The following is a 17,899-nucleotide window of genomic DNA, read 5'->3' as shown; positions in this document are numbered from 1 at the left end:
CGTGTGAGATGACCGGGGTGGACAACCAATCATCCCATGATTCTATGATGGTTCAATGTCCGACGAAGAAATCCAGACCCTGAACCGGCCCACGGCCGCGCGCACGGCCCCCGAGCAGATCCACCCGACGGCCCCGGAACCCGCCGTCGCGCCCGCCCCCACCTGGCTCGGCCCGGTGCTCCTCGTCGGAATCGTGCTGGCCGCCCTCAACCTGCGGCCCGCCATCACCAGCCTCGGCGCGCTCTTCGAGGAGACCCGCACCGGCCTCGGCATGAGCGGCACGGTCGCCGGACTCATCACCTCCGTCCCCGCCCTCTGCTTCGCCGTCTTCGGCGTCACCGCGCCCCGGCTCTCCCGCCGCTTCGGCCCGGCCGCCGTCGTCTGCGCGGGCATGGCCGCCGTCGCGGCCGGCCTGCTGATCCGCCCCTTCGCCTCCAACGCCGCCGGGTTCCTCGCCGCCAGCGCCCTCTCCCTCGCGGGCATAGCGCTCACCAACGTGCTGCTGCCCGTCATCGTGAAGCGGTACTTCCCCGACCGGGTCGGCACCATGACCGGCCTGTACTCCATGGCCCTGGCCGCCGGCACCTCGCTGGCCGCCGCCGCCACCGTGCCGATGACCGACGCCCTCGGCGGCAACTGGCGCACCGGGCTGCTCGTCTGGGCCCTGCTCGCGCTCCTCGCCGTACTGCCCTGGCTGGCCATCGCCGCGGCCGCCCGCCGCGAGAAGCGGGCGCTGCGGGCCGCACCGGCCACTGCCGAGGCCGCCCCCGCGGCCCGGCCCGACGCCGGCCCCGGCGTCCTGCGCAGCCGCACCGCCTGGGCCCTGGGCTGCTACTTCGGCCTCCAGGCCACCAGCGCCTACGTCACCATGGGCTGGCTCCCGCAGATCTTCCGCGACGCCGGGGTCTCGGCGGGCACCGCGGGCGTCCTGCTCGCCGTCACCATGGTCATGGGCGTACCGCTGGCCTTCGTCATCCCGCGCCTCGCCGGGCGGATGAAGAACCAGGGCCCCATCGCCGTCACCCTCTGCCTCTTCGGCATCGCCGGATACCTCGGGCTCTACCTCGCCCCCGCCGCCGGAGCCTGGGCCTGGGCCCTCCTGCTCGGCGTCTCCAACTGCGCCTTCCCGCTCGTCATCACGATGATCGGACTGCGCGCCAAGTCCCCGGCCGGAGTCGTCAAGCTCTCCGCCTTCGCCCAGAGCACCGGCTACCTCATCTCCATCCCCGGACCGCTCGTCATCGGCACCCTCTACCAGCACAGCGGCGGCTGGGACCTGCCGCTGGCCGTGATGGCCTGCCTGACCGTGCCCCAGCTCATCCTCGGCGTCCTCGCGGGCCGGGACCGCACGATCGAGGACGAATGCGGCATGCGAGACTGACCGGCATGCCAGTCCTCGAACCGAACCCCCAGAACGGCCACAAGAAGCTCGGCGTCGTGCTCGGCGCGATGCTCGGCGTGACCGTGATCATCGCCATCATCGCGAGCATCGCCTCCCGCTGAGCCCGTACCCCGGGGCGGTGGTGGGGATAACCCCACCACCCCCTAGGGGGTCAGGCTCAGGGTGAAGTGGGGTGTGCCCCGGATGGGAAGCGCGCCTTCGGATCCATAGATTCGAAGGGAGCGAGCCACTCCCGGCCGAACACCCCAGCACCCCGGAGGCGGTCATGTCGGCCCCCCTGTACACCCGTCCGGTCCGTCCCGTCCGTCCCGTCCGCCCCGCCCACCGCGGCACCGGCGGCGTCGCGGACGCGCGCCTGCACTGGTGGGTGCTGGCCCTGCCCGCGCTCGCCTTCGGCCTCCTGCTGCTGCTCCTCGCCGGATCCGGCGAAGCCCAGGCCGCTCCGGCCCACAGCTCGCCCCTCGCCCAGGTCACCCAGCAGATCCTGCGCGTCGTCGGCTGACCGCGCCGGGGGCCCCGCACCCCGCACGGGTGATGCGCCCAACACCCTGCGCCCCGTGGCTCATTTCATGCGAAGCTGGGAGCCATGAGCGCCGAATCACCCCGCAGGATCGTCCTCCTCCGGCACGCCAAGGCCGAGTGGTCGGACGGCACCGACCACGACCGTCCGCTGGCCGAGCGCGGCCGCGCCGACGCGCCCGCCGTCGGCCTGAAGCTGGCCGAGACCGGCATCGCCTTCGACCTGGCCCTCTGTTCCACCGCCGCCCGGACCCGCGAGACCTGGAAGCTCGCCGTCCACGCCCTGCCGCACCGGCCGAAGACCCTCTACGAGGACCGGCTGTACGAGGCCTCCCTCGGCGAACTCATCGCCCTGCTCAACGAGACCCCCGACGAGGTCGCCGACCTCCTCGTCATCGGGCACAACCCCGGCATGCACGCCCTCGCCGACGGCCTCGCCGGCCGCTCCGAAGGCGACACCCGCACCCGGATGGCCCGCACCGGCTTCCCGACCGCCGCCCTGGCCGTGGTCTCCTTCACCGGCTCGTGGAAGTCCCTGGAACTGGGCGTCGGCACGCTGCTGGACTTCTGGACGCCCAAGGACCACTGACCCGTACCTCCGTACTCCCGTACTTCCTACGACGCGACGGGCCCCGGCATGGTGCCGGGGCCCGTCGCCGTCGTTGCGGGGGAGCGGAGTGCTCACGCCAGGTCGGCGGCCTCGACCTCTTCCCGGGTGATCCCGAGCAGGTAGAGCACCGCGTCGAGGAACGGCACGTTCACCGCGGTGTGCGCGGCCTCCCGGACCACCGGCTTCGCACAGAAGGCCACGCCCAGCCCGGCCGCGTTCAGCATGTCCAGGTCGTTCGCGCCGTCACCGATGGCCACCGTCTGGGCCAGCGGCACCCCGGCCTCCGCGGCGAAGCGGCGCAGCAGCCGCGCCTTGCCCGCGCGGTCCACGATCTCGCCGGTGACCCGGCCGGTCAGCTTGCCGTCCTCGATCTCCAGCGTGTTCGCGGCGGCGAAGTCCAGGCCGAGGCGCTCGCGCAGGTCGTCGGTCACCTGGGTGAACCCGCCGGAGACCACGCCCACCTGGTAGCCCAGCCGCTTCAGGGTGCGGATCAGGGTGCGGGCGCCCGGGGTGAGCCGGACCTCCGCGCGGACCTTGTCCACGACCGAGGCGTCGAGCCCGGCCAGCAGCGCCACCCGGGCGTGCAGCGACTGCTCGAAGTCCAGCTCACCGCGCATCGCCTGCTCGGTGACCGCGGCGACCTTGTCCTCGCAGCCCGCGTGCGCGGCGAAGAGCTCGATCACCTCGTCCTGGATGAGGGTCGAGTCCACGTCCATCACGACCAGGCGCTGCGCCCGGCGGTGCAGGCCGGCCGAGACGACGGCCACGTCCACCCCGATGTGCTTGGCGGCCAGGGCCAGCGAGGTGCGCAGCGGCTCGGTCTCGGTGCCGGAGACGGCGAATTCGACGGCGGTCACGGGGTACTTGGCGAGCCGGAAGATACGGTCGATGTTGCCGCCGATCGCGGTGATCCGGGCGGCGATGGCCGCCGTGGCCTCCGAGGTCAGCGGGTTGCCGAGGACGGTGACGTGGGAACGGCCGCTGCCGCGCGGGCGGTTGTCGCCCGTACCGGAGATGATCTCGGCCTGCAGCTTGAGCGACTCGGCCCAGCTGTGCACGGTGGCCCGCAGCTCGCCCTCGCCGCCCACCTCGGGCTTGGTGACGAGGGCGCACAGGACGATGCGGCCACGGGTGACGACCTGTTCGATGTCGACGACATCGACGGAGTAGGCGGCGAGGGTGTCGAACAGCCCGGCGGTGATCCCGGGACGGTCCTTGCCGAAGATCTTGACGAGGAGGGTGGGGACGTCGGAGGTCTGCGAAGCGCTCATGGTGACCTCACCGTATCTTCCCTCGTCGCACGGGTGACCCCCCGTCCCGCCCAGCGGACGCGGTGTCGCTCGGCGCGGTGGGTGTGGGGGAGGGGGTGGGCCCGGGGCGGGCGGGGTCCGGCCGGGCCGGTGCCCCGCACGAGTGTCTCCTCGGCTCGCGGCCGCGGGCCGGTCGGGGAATGCGGCCAGTGGTGACCGCTCGTCCTGCGGGGACACTCCTGCGTGTCCCCGTCCCGGCCGGACCCGGCGGGCCGGGAGCGCGCCTGCGGCCCCTGCCGCGGACAGGGCCGCCTCGCCCCAGCGCATCCGGTGGCCCCCCCAGATTTCTGTCCCCTATGTGGGGTCCTGTCACTCTCGGGCGGATTTCCGACCCCGTCAACGGGCCTCCGCAGGCGGGCGCTACAGCCGTGTAGACGGTTTTGGCCCGGCCCGGATTCCCCTTGTGGCCCCGGGCCTGAAATAGTTCCCCCGGATGTTCGCCATCCCTAGACTCCCTGACGTCAGGGGGATCCTCGGGGGACAAAAAGTGGGGCTGGAGTGCCGGAACACGTACTGGAATTGAATGGCAGGACCTGGACGCTCGATCCGTCCAGGTCGTACTCCCTGGGGCGCGACCCCCAGGGTGACGTGGCGATCGATGACGCCCGGGTGTCGTGGCGTCATGCCACCATCAGCTGGAACGGGCAGGGTTGGGGGATCGAGGACCACGGCAGCACCAACGGCACCTATGTGCACGGTGCCAGGGTCCAGCAGACCGAACTGGTGCCGGGAACGCCGGTGCACCTCGGCAACGCGCAGGACGGTCCGCGGCTGAATCTGACCGTCACCGCTCCGGTGATGGCCGATCACCCGCATGCCAACTGGCAGGAGGCGCCGCCGGAGCAGCACCAGCCGGCCTACCAGCAGGCGCCGTACCAGGCGCCGCAGCAGCCGCACGTGCCGCAGCAGCAGGGCGCCGCGCAGCAGCAGCCGCAGCAGGCCGGGCCGGGGTACAGCGACCGCAGCCCGACCACGTTCCACCAGCTCGCGCTCGGCCACGTCATGCGCATCGGCCGTGCCCTGGAGAACGAGCTGGTCGTCTCCGACCTGCAGGTCTCGCGCCTGCACGCGGAGTTCCGTTCGATGCCGGGCGGCCGTTTCGAGATCCACGACCTCGGCAGTCACAACGGTACGTATGTGAACGGCCAGCCGCTGGCCAAGTCCGGCACCGCGCTGCTCGGCCCGAACGACATCGTCGGCGTCGGCCACTCCACCTTCCGGATCGTCGGCGACCGGCTGGAAGAGTTCGTCGACACCGGTGACGTCTCCTTCTCGGCCCGCCACCTCACGGTCACGGTCGACGGCGGCAAGCAGATCCTCAAGGACGTCACCTTCGGCGTTCCGGAGAAGTCGCTGATCGGTGTCATCGGCCCCTCCGGTTCCGGCAAGTCGACGCTGCTCAAGGCGCTGACCGGCTACCGGCCCGCCGACCAGGGCGATGTCCTCTACGACAACCGCAACCTCTACAAGCAGTTCGCGGAGCTCCGCCAGCGCATCGGCCTGGTCCCGCAGGACGACATCCTGCACAAGGAGCTGCGCGTCCGCACCGCACTGAGCTACGCGGCCAAGCTCCGCTTCCCCGGCGACACCGCCGAGTCCGAGCGCGCCGCCCGCATCGACGAGGTGCTGCGCGAGCTCAAGCTCGACATCCACAAGGACAAGAAGATCACCGCGCTCTCGGGTGGTCAGCGCAAGCGCGTGTCCGTGGCCCTGGAGCTGCTCACCAAGCCGTCGCTGATCTTCCTGGACGAGCCGACCTCCGGCCTCGACCCGGGCATGGACCGCGATGTCATGCAGCTGCTGCGCGGCCTCGCCGACGACGGCCGTACCGTCCTCGTCGTCACCCACTCGGTCGCCGAGCTGGCCATCTGCGACAAGCTGCTGGTCATGGCCCCGGGCGGATCGGTCGCGTACTTCGGTCCGCCGGACGAGGCGCTGAACTTCTTCGGCTACTCGACCTGGGCCGATGTGTTCTCCGCCTTCGAGAACTACCGCGACTACGACTGGGCGGGCCGCTGGAAGGGCTCGCAGCACTACCAGCTCTACGCCGCCGACATCGACGCCGTCGCCCCGCAGTCGGTCGCGATGCCGCCCGCGCAGCAGATGCGCCCGCCGAAGCCGCAGGGCTACGGCTCCCAGCTGTGGACGCTGATCCGCCGCTACGTGTCGGTCATCGCCTCCGACAAGGGCTTCATCGGGCTGATGCTGATCCTGCCGGCGGTCCTGGGCGTGGTCTCCACGGTCATCCCGGCGACCTTCGGCCTGGCCGCGCCGACGCCGCCGTCGCACTTCAACGGCGACGCGGGCACGATCATGCTGATCCTCTGCGTCGGCATGTGCTTCTCGGGCGCCGCGAACTCGGTCCGTGAGCTGATCAAGGAACGGGTGATCTACGAGCGCGAGCGCGCCACCGGCCTGTCCCGGTCGGCGTACCTGATGTCCAAGGTGATCGTCCTCGGCTTCATCACGGCCATCCAGGGCGTCGTCATCTGCGCGATCGGCTTCTTCCCGCGCGACCTGCCCACCGAGGGCCTGATCATGCCGCCCGCCATCGAGCTGTGCCTGTCCGTCACGGCGCTGGGCTTCACCTCGATGATGTTCGGCCTGGTGATCTCCTCGCTGGTGAAGACCGCCGAGAAGACCATGCCGCTGCTGGTCATGTTCGCGATCGTCCAGGTCGTGTTCACCGGCATCCTCTTCAAGATCTACGACTCGGTCGGCCTGGAGCAGTTCGCCTGGCTGATGCCGTCCCGCTGGGCCGTCGGCGCCGCGGGCACCACGCTGAACCTCGGCCAGCTCATGCCGCCGTGGGACCGCGACAACCCCACCAACACCGACCCGCTGTGGGACCACACGATCGGCCAGTGGAGCCTGGACATCACGGTCCTGCTGCTCCTCGGCATCGCGTGCGGCTTCGCGGTGGCGCGCCTGCTGCGCCGCCACGAGCCGGAGGTCATGCGCAAGTGACCCGTGCGCCCGTCGGTACGGGCGCCGGTACGCGGATACGCCACAGGGCGGCACCCGGAACTCCGGGGGCCGCCCTGTGGCGCATGGGGGCTTGGGGTGACGTCAATGGCCGAGCAGGGCTCAGTAGGCGCTGTTGACGTTGTCGATCGAGCCGTAACGGTCGGCGGCGTAGTTGGCCGCGGCGACGATGTTGGCGACCGGGTGGTACTGGTCGAGGGGGGTGCCGGCGATGTGGTAGGCCAGGAAGGTCGGACGGATGACCTGGAGCAGACCCATCGAGGGGATGCCGTTCTTGGCGTTGATGTCCCAGTTGTTGATCGCCCGCGGGTTGCCGCTGGACTCGCGCATGATGTTCTTGTACAGGCCGTTGTACGTGCCCGGAATGTTGTGCGCCTTCATGATCGCGAGCGACTCCTTGATCCATCCGTCAAGGTTGTTCGCGTACATCGGTGCGCGGGCGGCCGACCGGCTGGCGGCTTCCTTGTCCGCGCGGTCCTTCTTCGCGGCGGCGTCGGCCTTGGCCTTCGCGGCGTCCTTGGCCTGCTTGTCCGCGACGACCTGCTGCGCGGTGAGGTGCTGCTGCAGCGTCTTCGCCTGCGCGCCGTCCACGGCCTGGGTCCACGCCACGGGAGCGGCGGTGACCGTCGTGGCGGCCTCACCGGTCTGGGCCGGGACGAGGGAGAAGGCCAGGGCGGCGGCGCCGAGGGTGGCGACACCGGCGATGGACAGCTTGTGGCCCTTGGTCATACGACTGTGGCCGGGGGTGCTGGTCTCGGACATGCGTAAGCAACCTCTTCGAATAGCGGGAGCCGCAGGAAAGCGCCACGGCGGTGTTGATCCGCGGCGCTGTGCGACGAGAGCCATTCTTAGCGGCGGCAAAATCCTGTGGCAAAGGTGTGACGTACGAAGCGCGATAGTGGATCACGGGCCCCCGAGGTGACCCCGCGCCGGACCCCCTGGCCAACTCCCAGCAGCCCTGACAGGGTCTTTATCCGTCCACTAGGCAGCTTCGTAAGTGATCTGCGTCCTATGTGCGGGCTCACATCGGGCGGGTAACGGTCTCACCGTGCGTTGCGGTCGCAATGCTCACGGTGAGCCTTCTCCTCCTTGAGTAGCAGTTCGGTACCAGCGGCCCTCGTACGAAAGGCAGACCTGCCCCCGCCGCCCCCCTACTCCGGACGTACGGCGCCTCCGCCCAGGACCCGACCGCACCCGGGCTGCGGACCTAGGCCGCAGGCCCGATTCCGCAGGTCACGGCCACGAGTACGGTGATCCCATGCGCAACGGAGCCGACGGAACCCGGACCGGGCTGGCCGCGGTGAGCACCGCACTGCTCGCCATGAGCCGGCACCTGGAGGTCCGTGACGTCCTCAAGACCATCGTCGTCTCGGCCCGCGAGCTGCTCGACGCCGAGTACGCCGCCCTCGGCGTCCCGGACGACCACGGCGGCTTCGCCCAGTTCGTCGTGGACGGAATCAGCGAGGAGCAGTGGCGCCGCATCGGCCCGCTGCCCCGCCAGCACGGCATCCTCGCGGCGATGCTCCACCAGGACACCCCCGAGCGCCTCGCCGACGTACGCCGCGACCCGCGCTTCGGCGGCTGGCCCGCCGCCCACCCCGACATGTCCGACTTCCTCGGCCTGCCGATCCGCGACGGCGAGGAGACCCTCGGCGCCCTCTTCCTCGCCAACAAGCGGGTCGGCGGCGGCTTCACGGAGGAGGACGAGGCCCTGCTCGGCATCCTCGCCCAGCACGCGGCCATCGCCCTGACCAATGCCCGCCTCTACGAACGCAGCCGCGAGCTGACCATCGCCGAGGAGCGCTCCCGGCTCGCCCACGAGCTGCACGACGCCGTCAGCCAGAAGCTCTTCTCCCTCCGGCTCACCGCCCAGGCCGCCGCCGCCCTGGTGGACCGCGACCCCGCCCGGGCCAAGGGCGAACTGCACCAGGTCGCCGCGCTGGCCGCGGAGGCCGCCGACGAGCTGCGGGCCGCCGTCGTGGAGCTGCGGCCCACCGCCCTCGACGAGGACGGCCTCGTCGCGACCCTGCGCAACCAGATCAAGGTCCTGGACCGCGCGCACGGCGCCCACGTCACCTTCCTCTGTGACGGCGTACGCGCCCTGCCCGCCTCCCAGGAGGAAGCCCTCCTGCGGGTCTCCCAGGAGGCCCTCCACAACGCCCTGCGCCACTCCGGCGCCGACCGGGTCGAGGTCACCCTGACCCGCACCCCCGGCGGCGGAGCGCTGCTGCGCGTGGCCGACTCCGGCAGCGGCTTCGACCCGCTGACCGTCCGCGCGGCCGGCCGCCACCTCGGCCTGGTCTCCATGCGGGACCGGGCGAGCGGGGCCGGCGGCCGCCTCACCGTGCAATCGGAGCCCGGAGCGGGCACCACGATCGAGATGGAGGTCCCCGGTGGCTGACACGCCCGCCCGGATCAAGGTCCTGCTCGTCGACGACCACCAGGTCGTCCGGCGCGGCCTGCGCACGTTCCTGGAGGTACAGGACGACATCGAGGTGGTCGGGGAGGCCTCCGACGGCGCGGAGGGCGCCGCCCGCGCCGAGGAGCTGCGACCCGACGTGATCCTCATGGACATCAAGATGCCGGGCACCGACGGCCTCGACGCGCTGCGCCGGCTGCGCGAGCTGGCGAACCCCGCCCGGGTGCTGATCGTCACCAGCTTCACCGAGCAGCGCACCGTGGTGCCCGCCCTGCGCGCGGGCGCCGCCGGATACGTCTACAAGGACATCGACCCCGACGCGCTGGCCGGAGCCATCCGCTCCGTCCACGCCGGGCACGTCCTGCTCCAGCCGGAGGTCGCCGAGGCGCTGCTCTCCCAGGACGAGCACGGCCCGGCCCCGGGCCGCGGCGGATCGCTGACGGACCGCGAGCGCGAGGTCCTCGGCCACATCGCGGACGGGCGCTCGAACCGGGAGATCGCGCGGGCCCTCGTCCTGTCCGAGAAGACGGTCAAGACGCACGTCTCGAACATCCTGATGAAGCTGGACCTCGCCGACCGCACCCAGGCGGCATTGTGGGCGGTCAGGCACGGAATCGCGGACTGAAGGGACCGGATCCGACCGTCTCGTTCCCGGACTGAGATTCATACGGTCGGGTGTATGTAGCCCACATGGCGCATCCCGAGCGCCCGTGCGGCCGTTCTTCAGGGCGTGCCGCGGCGGCTGGCCGCGGCAGACGTACTGGAGGACGAGAACGTGAAGAACATCAAGAAGGCCGCTGCCGTCACCATGATCGCGGGCGGCCTCGTCGCCGTCGGCGCCGGTGTCTCCTCGGCGCACGGCGGTGCGTCCGCGGAGGGCGAGGCCCTGAACTCGCCCGGCGTGGCCTCCGGGAACCTGCTCCAGGTCCCCGTGCACGTCCCCGTGAACGCGGTCGGCAACACGGTCAACGTGATCGGCCTGCTCAACGGAGCCTTCGGCAACACCGGCATCAACAACTGACGCCACGCCCGTACCGCGGCCCCGCTTCCCCCACTCTCCCTGGGGAAGCGGGGCCGCGGTCCGTGCCGGTGCCGGTGCCGTGACCGGCCCCCACGGGGGGCTCACCCCCGCTCGCGCTCCTCCACGTACGCGTTGTACGCCGCCACCTGGGCCCGCCGGGCCACGCGCTCGACCGGCCGCAAGGCCTCGGCCCGCGCCGCCATCTCCGAGGCGGCCACCGCCCCGCCGTGCCCGCGCTCGTACGCCAGCGACACCAGCAGCCCGACCCGCTGTGCCAGCGACAGCACCCGCACCGCCCGCGGCGGATACCCCGGGGCCAGCACCTCCCGCCCCGCCTCCGCTCGCGCCCGGTACGCGGACATCGCCGCCTCCGCCACCGGACCCGAGGCCGCCACGTCCAGCCGGGTCAGGACGGCCGTCGCCTCCCGCAGCGCCTCCGCCAGCTCCCGCTCCGCCTCGCCGAGCGAGGGCACGTCCGCGGGCGGCGCCTCCCGGACCGGCAGGCAGTCCCACACCACCTCCACATGTACGTCGCCCGTGGGACCCGCCTGCGACACCTGCGGTACGAGCCCCAGCGCCGCCCCGACCGCGACCACGGCCTCCTCCGCGTCCAGCGCCCGCGCGTTGAACTCCGGCGGACCGCTCAGGCCCAGCGGATGCCCCGGCGCGGGCAGCGCCACGCGCAGACCGGTGACCCCCATGGCCCGCAGCCGCCCGAGCGCGAGCGTCAGCCCGACCGGCCCGCTCTCGCCCGGCAGCCCCGCCACCCGGTGCACGGCGTCCGCGCCGACGATCGACAAGGCGGCGTCGTCGGGGGAGACGAGGCCGGCCAACAACGAGTTCCCCCAGGCGGCCAGCCGCCCTGAACGTGGTTCCACAAGCATTCCCCCACCTTAGTAACCCGCCCCCGGAGCCCGCCCCACCCGTCCTGGCGACGGGAGCCCCCCGGGAGTGGCGTAGGTTTTCCCCTGGGGCTGCGCCCACAGGCGCACAGAGAACCGACGAACCGACACTGCAAACACTGCAAGGGGAGACAACACGCTCATGAGCGATGTTCTGGAGCTGGTGGACGTATCCGTGGTCCGCGAGGGCCGCGCTCTGGTGGACCAGGTCTCCTGGTCGGTCAAGGAGGGGGAGCGCTGGGTGATCCTCGGCCCCAACGGCGCCGGGAAGACCACCCTGCTCAATGTCGCCTCCAGCTACCTCTTCCCGAGCAGCGGCAACGCCACCATCCTCGGCAGCACCCTCGGCCGGGTCAACGTCTTCGACCTGCGCCCCCGCATCGGCGTCGCCGGCATCGCGATGGCCGACAAGCTCCCCAAGCGCCAGACCGTCCTGGAGACCGTGCTCACCGCCGCCTACGGCATGACCGCGACCTGGCAGGAGGAGTACGAGGACATCGACGAGCAGCGCGCCCGCGCGTTCCTCGACCGCCTCGGGATGACGGACTACCTCGACCGGAAGTTCGGCACCCTCTCCGAGGGCGAGCGCAAGCGCACCCTGATCGCCCGCGCCCTGATGACCGACCCCGAGCTGCTCCTCCTCGACGAGCCCGCCGCCGGCCTCGACCTCGGTGGCCGCGAGGACCTCGTACGCCGCCTCGGCCGCCTCGCGCGCGACCCGCTGGCCCCCTCGATGATCATGGTCACGCACCACGTCGAGGAGATCGCCCCCGGTTTCACGCACGTCCTCATGATCCGCCAGGGCAAGGTCGTCACCGCCGGTCCCATCGACCTCGAACTGACCTCCCGCAACCTCTCCCTCTGCTTCGGCCTCCCGCTGGTCGTCGAACGCAACGAGAACGACCGCTGGACGGCCCAGGGCCTGCCCCTCCGCTAGACCCTCTCTTCACGAGACGACCCGGGCCCCGCTCCGGAGCGCCGCCCCGCGCACCCTGTCCGGACCGCGCCCGCCGGACCTACCATGACCATGTGACCAACATCGACGCATGGGTGTGGTGGCTCGTCGGCGCGGTCGGACTGGGCATCCCCCTGGTCGTCACCGCGATGCCGGAGTTCGGCATGTTCGCGGTCGGCGCGATCGCCGCCGCGGTCACCGCCGCCCTCGGCGGGGGAGTCCCGGTACAGCTCCTGGTCTTCGCCGTCGTCTCGGTGGCGCTGATCGCCGTGGTCCGCCCGATCGCCAACAGGCACCGCGACCAGCGGCCCCAACACCGCAGCGGCATCGACGCGTTGAGGGGCAGAAGCGCCGTCGTCACGGAACGGGTCGACGGCAGCGGCGGCCGCATCAAGCTCGCCGGGGAGATCTGGTCCGCCCGCACACTGGACGCGGACAGCAGTTTCGAACCCGGACAGCGGGTCGATGTCGTGGAGATCGACGGGGCGACCGCCGTCGTCATGTGACGTCATGTGACCAAGCACCCGACTCGCGGGCCCCCGGTCTGCGAGACTCCGCTCAACGGGGCAGCACAGACAGCCGGAAGGGCACGGGGAACCGCATGCAACCGATCATCATCGTTCTGATCATTCTGGTGATCCTCGTCTTCATCGCACTGGTCAAGACGATCCAGGTGATCCCGCAGGCCAGCGCGGCCATCGTCGAACGGTTCGGGCGCTACACCCGCACTCTCAACGCGGGCCTGAACATCGTCGTCCCGTTCATCGACTCGATCCGCAACCGGATCGACCTCCGCGAGCAGGTCGTCCCCTTCCCGCCGCAGCCGGTGATCACCCAGGACAACCTGGTCGTCAACATCGACACGGTCATCTACTACCAGGTGACCGACGCCCGGGCCGCGACGTACGAGGTGGCCAGCTACATCCAGGCCATCGAGCAGCTCACCGTCACCACCCTGCGCAACATCATCGGCGGCATGGACCTGGAGCGGACCCTCACCTCCCGCGAGGAGATCAACGCGGCCCTGCGCGGGGTCCTCGACGAGGCCACCGGCAAGTGGGGCATCCGCGTCAACCGCGTCGAGCTGAAGGCGATCGAGCCGCCGACCTCCATCCAGGACTCGATGGAGAAGCAGATGCGCGCCGACCGCGACAAGCGCGCCGCGATCCTCCAGGCCGAGGGTGTCCGCCAGTCCGAGATCCTGCGCGCCGAGGGCGAGAAGCAGTCCTCCATCCTGCGCGCCGAAGGTGACGCCAAGGCCGCCGCACTGCGCGCCGAGGGCGAGGCCCAGGCGATCCGTACGGTCTTCGAGTCCATCCACGCCGGAGACGCCGACCAGAAGCTCCTCGCCTACCAGTACCTCCAGATGCTCCCGAAGATCGCCGAGGGCGACGCCAACAAGCTCTGGATCGTGCCCAGCGAGATCGGCGATGCCCTCAAGGGCCTCTCCGGCGCCATGGGCAACTTCGGCCCCATGGGCGGCGGCTCGGGCTTCAACCCGCAGAACACCGGCAAGGACGGCGGCAACCCGGGCGGCAAGGACGCCCAGGACCGCCGCGAACAGCCCCCGATCGACTAGGACTCACGTCCCCTCGTGCATGATCAGTGAGGCCCCTCGACCTTGATGGCGGGGAGGCGACTCACTCTTGCAAGGGGGATGGCCTTGTCCATCTGGGAAGCACTCGCGGTCTTCGCGGCCGGCATCGGCGCCGGCACCATCAACACCATCGTCGGCTCCGGCACCCTGATCACCTTCCCGGTGCTCCTGGCCACCGGCCTGTCACCGGTCACCGCCAACGTGTCCAACACCCTCGGCCTGGTGCCCGGTTCGATCAGCGGAGCCATCGGCTACCGCAAGGAACTGAAGGGACAGGGCGCCCGGATCCTGCGTCTGGGCGCCGTGTCCCTCGTCGGCGGCCTCGCGGGAGCCGTCCTGCTGCTCAACCTGCCGTCCGACTCGTTCAACATGATCGTGCCGGTCCTGATCGGAATCGCCCTCGTGCTCGTCGTCCTCCAGCCGCGGATCGCCGCTTCCGTGCGCCGACGCCAGGAGGCCGCCGGGGGCGACGGCCCGCACCCCGACGGCGGTCCGGTCCTGCTGACCGGAATGACGCTCGCCAGTGCCTACGGCGGCTATTTCGGAGCCGCCCAGGGCGTGATCTACCTCGGCCTGATGGGCTCGCTGCTCCGCGAGGACATGCAGCGGCTCAACGCCGTCAAGAACATCCTCGCGGCGTTGGTCAACGGCGTCGCGGCGGTGTTCTTCCTCTTCGTCGCCGACTTCGACTGGACGGCCGTCCTGCTCATCGCCGTCGGCTCCACGCTCGGCGGCCAGATCGGCGCCAAGGTCGGCCGGCGTCTGCCGCCGGCCGCCCTGCGCGCACTGATCGTCGTGGTCGGCCTCGTGGCCATCGTCCAGCTGCTGCTCCGCTGAGCGACGTAGAAAAACTACGCCCCCGTGCGTACGCCACGTACGCCCAGCGAGCAGCGGACGTCATCCGGCTACGCGATCCGCTCCAGCCACTGGGGCAGCTCCTCCCGGACACCCGCCCCCATGGCCAGCAGCATCGCGTCCGCCGGAGACGGCACGAACGGCCTGCGGAGCAATGGCATCCCCGCCTCCTCCGGAGTCCGCGCCGCCTTGCGGTGGTTGTCCACGGCACAGGACGCCACCGTGTTCAACCAGGTGTCGCCACCCCCCTGCGCCCTTGGCACCACGTGGTCCACGGTGGTCGCGCGCTTCCCGCAGTAAGCGCACCGGTGCTGGTCACGAGCCAGCACACCCCGCCGTGACCAGGGAGCATGTCTTCGGAAGGGCACCCTGACATACCTGCACAGCCGGATCACCCGGGGCATCGGAAGGTCCATGGTGGCCCCGCGCACACGGAGTTCGGGATGCGACTGTTCGACGACGGCCTTGTCCTGGAGCACCAGGACCACCGCCCGGTTCAGCGTCACTGTCGACAGCGGCTCGAAGCTCGCATTCAGCACCAGCGTGTCCCGCATCTCGCCCACCTCCCGTGTGCAGGCCCGCGACCACCCTGGCGGCGGGGCCCGCAACCACTCTGGCCGCGCCCGCCACCGGGGACAACGCAATAAAAATGCCCGGTCCTGGCCGCCTTTAGACCAGGACCGGGCAAACGCTCGGAGAACTCAGCTCGCCGGGGCCTCGAATTCACCGATCAGCTGCGCACGGCCCAGCGTGTGGAACCGCAGATTGAACCCGACCACCGCGGGCGAGACGTCCGCGTCCGGACCCAGCTTCTCCGTGTCCACCGCATAGACGGTGAACACGTACCGGTGACGCTCCCCGGCCGGAGGAGCCGCCCCGCCGAAGTCACGGGTGCCGTAGTCGTTCCGTACGTGCACCGCCCCGGCCGGAAGCCCGGGGAACGAGCCGCTGCCCGCCCCGGCCGGCAGCTCCGTGACCGAAGCCGGCAGATCGAAGAGCACCCAGTGCCAGAACCCGCTGCCCGTCGGGGCGTCGGGGTCGAAACAGGTCACGGCGAAGCTCTTCGTCCCCGCCGGGAACCCCTCCCACCGCAGCTGCGGCGAACGGTTCCCGCCCGCCAGCACCTGCGCGTCACCCAGGTCCGCCCCCGGCGCGAGATCGTCGCTCTCGACGGTGAAGGCGTGCACCTCGGGGTGGAACGCGTGCGGAAGGGGCGCTCTGCTCTGGTCGGTCACTGCTCAACCTCCGTTGACGGGAACCCGTACGCCGACCTGTGCGCCGTCGTACGGACAGGAGCCTAGAACCAGTCGCCCTAGAACCAGTTGCGCTGCGAACCGACGGAAGCGATCCACTGGTTCAGATAGCCCGCCCAGTCGGTCCCCTGGTAGGACTGCAGCCCGACCTGGAAGCACCGGTAGGTGTCGCTGCCCTCGGAGAACAGACCCGGCTTCTTGTCCATCTCCAGGACGACGTCCATCTCACGGCCGTCGGCGATGAAGGTCAGCTCGACCTGGTTCAGCCCCCGGTACTGCGACGGCGGCAGGAACTCGATCTCCTGGTAGAAGGGCAGCGTCTGCCGCGTCCCCCGGATGTGCCCGCGCTCCATGTCCGCGCTGCGGAAACGGAAGCCGAGCTGCCCGAAGGCATCCAGCAGCGCCTGCTGCGCCGGGAGCGGGTGCACGTTGATCGGGTCCAGGTCACCCGCGTCCACCGCCCGCGCGATCTCCAGCTCGGTGCTCACCCCGAGGTTCATCCCGTGCAGGTGCTGACCCCCGAAGTGGGTGACCGGCGTCTCCCACGGGATCTCCAGGCTGAACGGCACCACGTGCAGCGCGCCCGGCTGCACCTGGAAGGCGCCACCGAGCCGCTGCTTGGCGAAGACGATGTCCTGCTTGTGCTCCTGGTCGCCGCCCTCCACCTCGACCCGGGCCTGGAGACCGATGTTCAGCCCCTGGATCTGCTGCTCCACGGATCCGCCCTGGAGGCGGACCTCGCCCTGGACGATCCCGCCCGGCACCACGTTCGGCTCGGTGATGATCGTGTCCACCGAAGCACCACCGGCACCCAGGCTCGCGAACAGCTTCCTGAACCCCATGTTCCTGACTCCCCTTGAACGACGTGCACTGTCACTGACGGACGTGCTGACAGAAGTACTGACCGACGTACCCCTACAAACGCGGAACCCTAAGCCCCGGTTGCACCGGCGGACGGTCCACTACGCTCGGCCGGATGAGCGCGCGCCCCGACCGTACGCCCCTGACCCGGGCATTCTTCGACCGCCCGGCCCTCACCGTGGCCCCGGACCTGCTCGGCCGCACCCTGGTCCGGCGCGGCCCGGAAGGACCGATCGAGCTCCGCATCACGGAGGTGGAGGCGTACGAAGGGGAGAGCGACCCGGGCTCCCACGCCTACCGCGGGCGCACGGCGCGCAACGCGTCGATGTTCGGCCCGCCCGGACACGCGTACGTCTACTTCATCTACGGCATGTGGTTCAGCCTCAACCTGGTGTGCGGCCCCCCGGACCACGCGAGCGGTGTCCTGCTCCGGGCCGGCGAGATCACCCTGGGCGCCGATCTGGCCCGCAAACGTCGACTCTCGGCCAGAACGGACAAGGAACTGGCCAAAGGCCCGGCCCGCCTCGCGACCGCCCTCGCCGTGGACCGTTCCCTCGACGGCGCCGACCTCTGCGCCGGCCCGGATGCCCCCTTGTCCGTCCTTACGGGCATCCCCACCCATTCCGACCTGGTCAGTACGGGCCCCCGCACCGGAGTGGGCGGCGCAGGCGCGGATCATCCGTACCGGTTCTGGATCACCAGGGACCCCACCGTGAGCCCGTACCGGGCCCATGCGCCACGCCGCCGCTCAACTTGACTCGCCCCCGGCCGACGCCTAACGTAGCCCGAGCCGCTTGAACCGGAGCACTGCTTCTGCAGCCCTCCGGAGGCGGCCAACCCACTACTGCGATCACCCTGACGGGGATGAATTCGGCATGCCCGAATTCAGCGCCGGTGGCTCGATTATGAGCCGCAAGGGAAAACCGCTAACGTAGTGAACACGCCGAAAGGCAAGGCCCCCAACGGCCACCAAATGCGAATTCCACTCCGGTTAAACGGAACGGAATGAGCATGGTAGAGTTGGAAACGAAGAACGAAGCCCGGAGGAAAGCCCCAGTAGTGATACTGCGGGTGAGTACAAAGGAAGCGTCCGTTCCTTGAGAACTCAACAGCGTGCCAAAAATCAACGCCAGAAGTTGATACCCCGTCCACTTCGGTGGATGAGGTTCCTTTGAAAAAGACCTGTGAGGCCTTCGGGTGCTTGCAGGCA

Annotated in this window: 19 protein-coding genes; 13 read left to right on the top strand and 6 right to left on the bottom strand. The window is 70.6% G+C overall.

The window, feature by feature from the left end:
* Window positions 1-55 precede the first annotated feature (55 nt).
* The 4 genes from OHS33_RS08260 to OHS33_RS08245 all read left to right on the top strand — a co-directional run bounded on the left by OHS33_RS08260 (window position 56) and on the right by OHS33_RS08245 (window position 2,510).
* Entirely contained in the window at window positions 56-1,381 is a 1,326-nt protein-coding gene (locus tag OHS33_RS08260) for a CynX/NimT family MFS transporter (RefSeq protein ID WP_330329718.1), read from the top strand.
* 5 nt (window positions 1,382-1,386) lie between these two features.
* Window positions 1,387-1,503, top strand: coding sequence for an SGM_5486 family transporter-associated protein (locus OHS33_RS08255; protein ID WP_283451924.1), 117 nt, complete (start codon window positions 1,387-1,389; stop codon window positions 1,501-1,503).
* Between the two features lie 164 nt (window positions 1,504-1,667).
* On the top strand, window positions 1,668-1,904 hold the full coding sequence (locus OHS33_RS08250; RefSeq protein WP_330329717.1) for a hypothetical protein: 237 nt from the start codon (window positions 1,668-1,670) through the stop codon (window positions 1,902-1,904).
* 84 nt (window positions 1,905-1,988) lie between these two features.
* Window positions 1,989-2,510 carry a SixA phosphatase family protein gene (locus OHS33_RS08245; protein WP_330329716.1) on the top strand — a complete coding sequence of 174 codons (522 nt, stop codon included), beginning with the start codon at window positions 1,989-1,991 and terminating at the stop codon, window positions 2,508-2,510.
* Between the two features lie 92 nt (window positions 2,511-2,602).
* On the opposite strand, the gene serB is transcribed toward OHS33_RS08245, so the two are convergent.
* Window positions 2,603-3,802 carry a phosphoserine phosphatase SerB gene (serB, locus tag OHS33_RS08240; protein WP_330329715.1) on the bottom strand — a complete coding sequence of 400 codons (1,200 nt, stop codon included), beginning with the start codon at window positions 3,800-3,802 and terminating at the stop codon, window positions 2,603-2,605.
* 537 nt (window positions 3,803-4,339) lie between these two features.
* On the opposite strand from serB, the gene OHS33_RS08235 reads away from it, so the two are divergent.
* Entirely contained in the window at window positions 4,340-6,808 is a 2,469-nt protein-coding gene (locus OHS33_RS08235; RefSeq protein ID WP_443065260.1) for an FHA domain-containing protein, read from the top strand.
* A 120-nt stretch (window positions 6,809-6,928) separates the two neighbouring features.
* On the opposite strand, the gene OHS33_RS08230 is transcribed toward OHS33_RS08235, so the two are convergent.
* Window positions 6,929-7,588 carry a transglycosylase SLT domain-containing protein gene (locus OHS33_RS08230; protein ID WP_330329714.1) on the bottom strand — a complete coding sequence of 220 codons (660 nt, stop codon included), beginning with the start codon at window positions 7,586-7,588 and terminating at the stop codon, window positions 6,929-6,931.
* A 496-nt stretch (window positions 7,589-8,084) separates the two neighbouring features.
* Here OHS33_RS08230 and OHS33_RS08225 point away from each other — a divergent pair, with 496 nt between their 5' ends.
* The 3 genes from OHS33_RS08225 to OHS33_RS08215 all read left to right on the top strand — a co-directional run bounded on the left by OHS33_RS08225 (window position 8,085) and on the right by OHS33_RS08215 (window position 10,266).
* Window positions 8,085-9,227, top strand: coding sequence for a GAF domain-containing sensor histidine kinase (locus OHS33_RS08225; protein WP_330329713.1), 1,143 nt, complete (start codon window positions 8,085-8,087; stop codon window positions 9,225-9,227).
* Entirely contained in the window at window positions 9,220-9,870 is a 651-nt protein-coding gene (locus OHS33_RS08220; RefSeq protein WP_330329712.1) for a response regulator transcription factor, read from the top strand. The genes OHS33_RS08225 and OHS33_RS08220 overlap by 8 nt, the downstream gene beginning before the upstream one ends.
* Window positions 9,871-10,020: 150 nt before the next feature.
* A complete protein-coding gene (locus tag OHS33_RS08215) occupies window positions 10,021-10,266 on the top strand; it encodes a chaplin (protein WP_330334958.1) in 246 nt (81 codons plus the stop codon).
* A gap of 101 nt (window positions 10,267-10,367) precedes the next feature.
* Here OHS33_RS08215 and OHS33_RS08210 read toward each other — a convergent pair whose 3' ends face one another.
* Window positions 10,368-11,150, bottom strand: coding sequence for a hypothetical protein (locus OHS33_RS08210; RefSeq protein ID WP_330329711.1), 783 nt, complete (start codon window positions 11,148-11,150; stop codon window positions 10,368-10,370).
* Window positions 11,151-11,310: 160 nt separating this feature from the next.
* Between OHS33_RS08210 and OHS33_RS08205 the strand changes: the two genes are divergently transcribed.
* The 4 genes from OHS33_RS08205 to OHS33_RS08190 all read left to right on the top strand — a co-directional run bounded on the left by OHS33_RS08205 (window position 11,311) and on the right by OHS33_RS08190 (window position 14,557).
* Window positions 11,311-12,105 carry an ABC transporter ATP-binding protein gene (locus OHS33_RS08205; RefSeq protein ID WP_330329710.1) on the top strand — a complete coding sequence of 265 codons (795 nt, stop codon included), beginning with the start codon at window positions 11,311-11,313 and terminating at the stop codon, window positions 12,103-12,105.
* Window positions 12,106-12,197: 92 nt separating this feature from the next.
* The gene (locus OHS33_RS08200) at window positions 12,198-12,629 is read left to right on the top strand and encodes an NfeD family protein (RefSeq protein WP_330329709.1); all 432 of its coding nucleotides are present in this window, start codon (window positions 12,198-12,200) and stop codon (window positions 12,627-12,629) included.
* A gap of 95 nt (window positions 12,630-12,724) precedes the next feature.
* Window positions 12,725-13,702 (top strand): SPFH domain-containing protein, encoded by a 978-nt coding sequence (locus tag OHS33_RS08195; RefSeq protein ID WP_330329708.1) that lies wholly within the window; start codon window positions 12,725-12,727, stop codon window positions 13,700-13,702.
* 78 nt (window positions 13,703-13,780) lie between these two features.
* On the top strand, window positions 13,781-14,557 hold the full coding sequence (locus OHS33_RS08190; RefSeq protein ID WP_330329707.1) for a sulfite exporter TauE/SafE family protein: 777 nt from the start codon (window positions 13,781-13,783) through the stop codon (window positions 14,555-14,557).
* Window positions 14,558-14,625: 68 nt separating this feature from the next.
* On the opposite strand, the gene OHS33_RS08185 is transcribed toward OHS33_RS08190, so the two are convergent.
* The 3 genes from OHS33_RS08185 to OHS33_RS08175 all read right to left on the bottom strand — a co-directional run bounded on the left by OHS33_RS08185 (window position 14,626) and on the right by OHS33_RS08175 (window position 16,670).
* Window positions 14,626-15,129, bottom strand: coding sequence for an HNH endonuclease (locus tag OHS33_RS08185; protein WP_330329706.1), 504 nt, complete (start codon window positions 15,127-15,129; stop codon window positions 14,626-14,628).
* A gap of 147 nt (window positions 15,130-15,276) precedes the next feature.
* A complete protein-coding gene (locus OHS33_RS08180) occupies window positions 15,277-15,810 on the bottom strand; it encodes a YbhB/YbcL family Raf kinase inhibitor-like protein (RefSeq protein WP_330329705.1) in 534 nt (177 codons plus the stop codon).
* Between the two features lie 77 nt (window positions 15,811-15,887).
* Window positions 15,888-16,670 (bottom strand): sporulation protein, encoded by a 783-nt coding sequence (locus OHS33_RS08175; RefSeq protein ID WP_330329704.1) that lies wholly within the window; start codon window positions 16,668-16,670, stop codon window positions 15,888-15,890.
* A gap of 134 nt (window positions 16,671-16,804) precedes the next feature.
* Between OHS33_RS08175 and OHS33_RS08170 the strand changes: the two genes are divergently transcribed.
* On the top strand, window positions 16,805-17,446 hold the full coding sequence (locus tag OHS33_RS08170; RefSeq protein WP_330329703.1) for a DNA-3-methyladenine glycosylase: 642 nt from the start codon (window positions 16,805-16,807) through the stop codon (window positions 17,444-17,446).
* Window positions 17,447-17,899: the final 453 nt, after the last annotated feature.

It is taken from the genome of Streptomyces sp. NBC_00536, assembly GCF_036346295.1.
Taxonomy (GTDB): Bacteria; Actinomycetota; Actinomycetes; order Streptomycetales; family Streptomycetaceae; genus Streptomyces.
This window is presented reverse-complemented; position numbering and strand designations above follow the sequence as displayed.

Coding starts and splice junctions, on each gene's coding strand:
- OHS33_RS08260 (WP_330329718.1), top strand. CDS start 56: ATGTCCGACGAAGAAATCCAGACCCTGAACCGGCCCACGGCCGCGCGC.
- OHS33_RS08255 (WP_283451924.1), top strand. CDS start 1,387: ATGCCAGTCCTCGAACCGAACCCCCAGAACGGCCACAAGAAGCTCGGC.
- OHS33_RS08250 (WP_330329717.1), top strand. CDS start 1,668: ATGTCGGCCCCCCTGTACACCCGTCCGGTCCGTCCCGTCCGTCCCGTC.
- OHS33_RS08245 (WP_330329716.1), top strand. CDS start 1,989: ATGAGCGCCGAATCACCCCGCAGGATCGTCCTCCTCCGGCACGCCAAG.
- serB (WP_330329715.1), bottom strand. CDS start 3,802: ATGAGCGCTTCGCAGACCTCCGACGTCCCCACCCTCCTCGTCAAGATC.
- OHS33_RS08230 (WP_330329714.1), bottom strand. CDS start 7,588: ATGTCCGAGACCAGCACCCCCGGCCACAGTCGTATGACCAAGGGCCAC.
- OHS33_RS08225 (WP_330329713.1), top strand. CDS start 8,085: ATGCGCAACGGAGCCGACGGAACCCGGACCGGGCTGGCCGCGGTGAGC.
- OHS33_RS08210 (WP_330329711.1), bottom strand. CDS start 11,150: ATGCTTGTGGAACCACGTTCAGGGCGGCTGGCCGCCTGGGGGAACTCG.
- OHS33_RS08205 (WP_330329710.1), top strand. CDS start 11,311: ATGAGCGATGTTCTGGAGCTGGTGGACGTATCCGTGGTCCGCGAGGGC.
- OHS33_RS08195 (WP_330329708.1), top strand. CDS start 12,725: ATGCAACCGATCATCATCGTTCTGATCATTCTGGTGATCCTCGTCTTC.
- OHS33_RS08190 (WP_330329707.1), top strand. CDS start 13,781: ATGGCCTTGTCCATCTGGGAAGCACTCGCGGTCTTCGCGGCCGGCATC.
- OHS33_RS08185 (WP_330329706.1), bottom strand. CDS start 15,129: ATGCGGGACACGCTGGTGCTGAATGCGAGCTTCGAGCCGCTGTCGACA.
- OHS33_RS08175 (WP_330329704.1), bottom strand. CDS start 16,670: ATGGGGTTCAGGAAGCTGTTCGCGAGCCTGGGTGCCGGTGGTGCTTCG.
- OHS33_RS08170 (WP_330329703.1), top strand. CDS start 16,805: ATGAGCGCGCGCCCCGACCGTACGCCCCTGACCCGGGCATTCTTCGAC.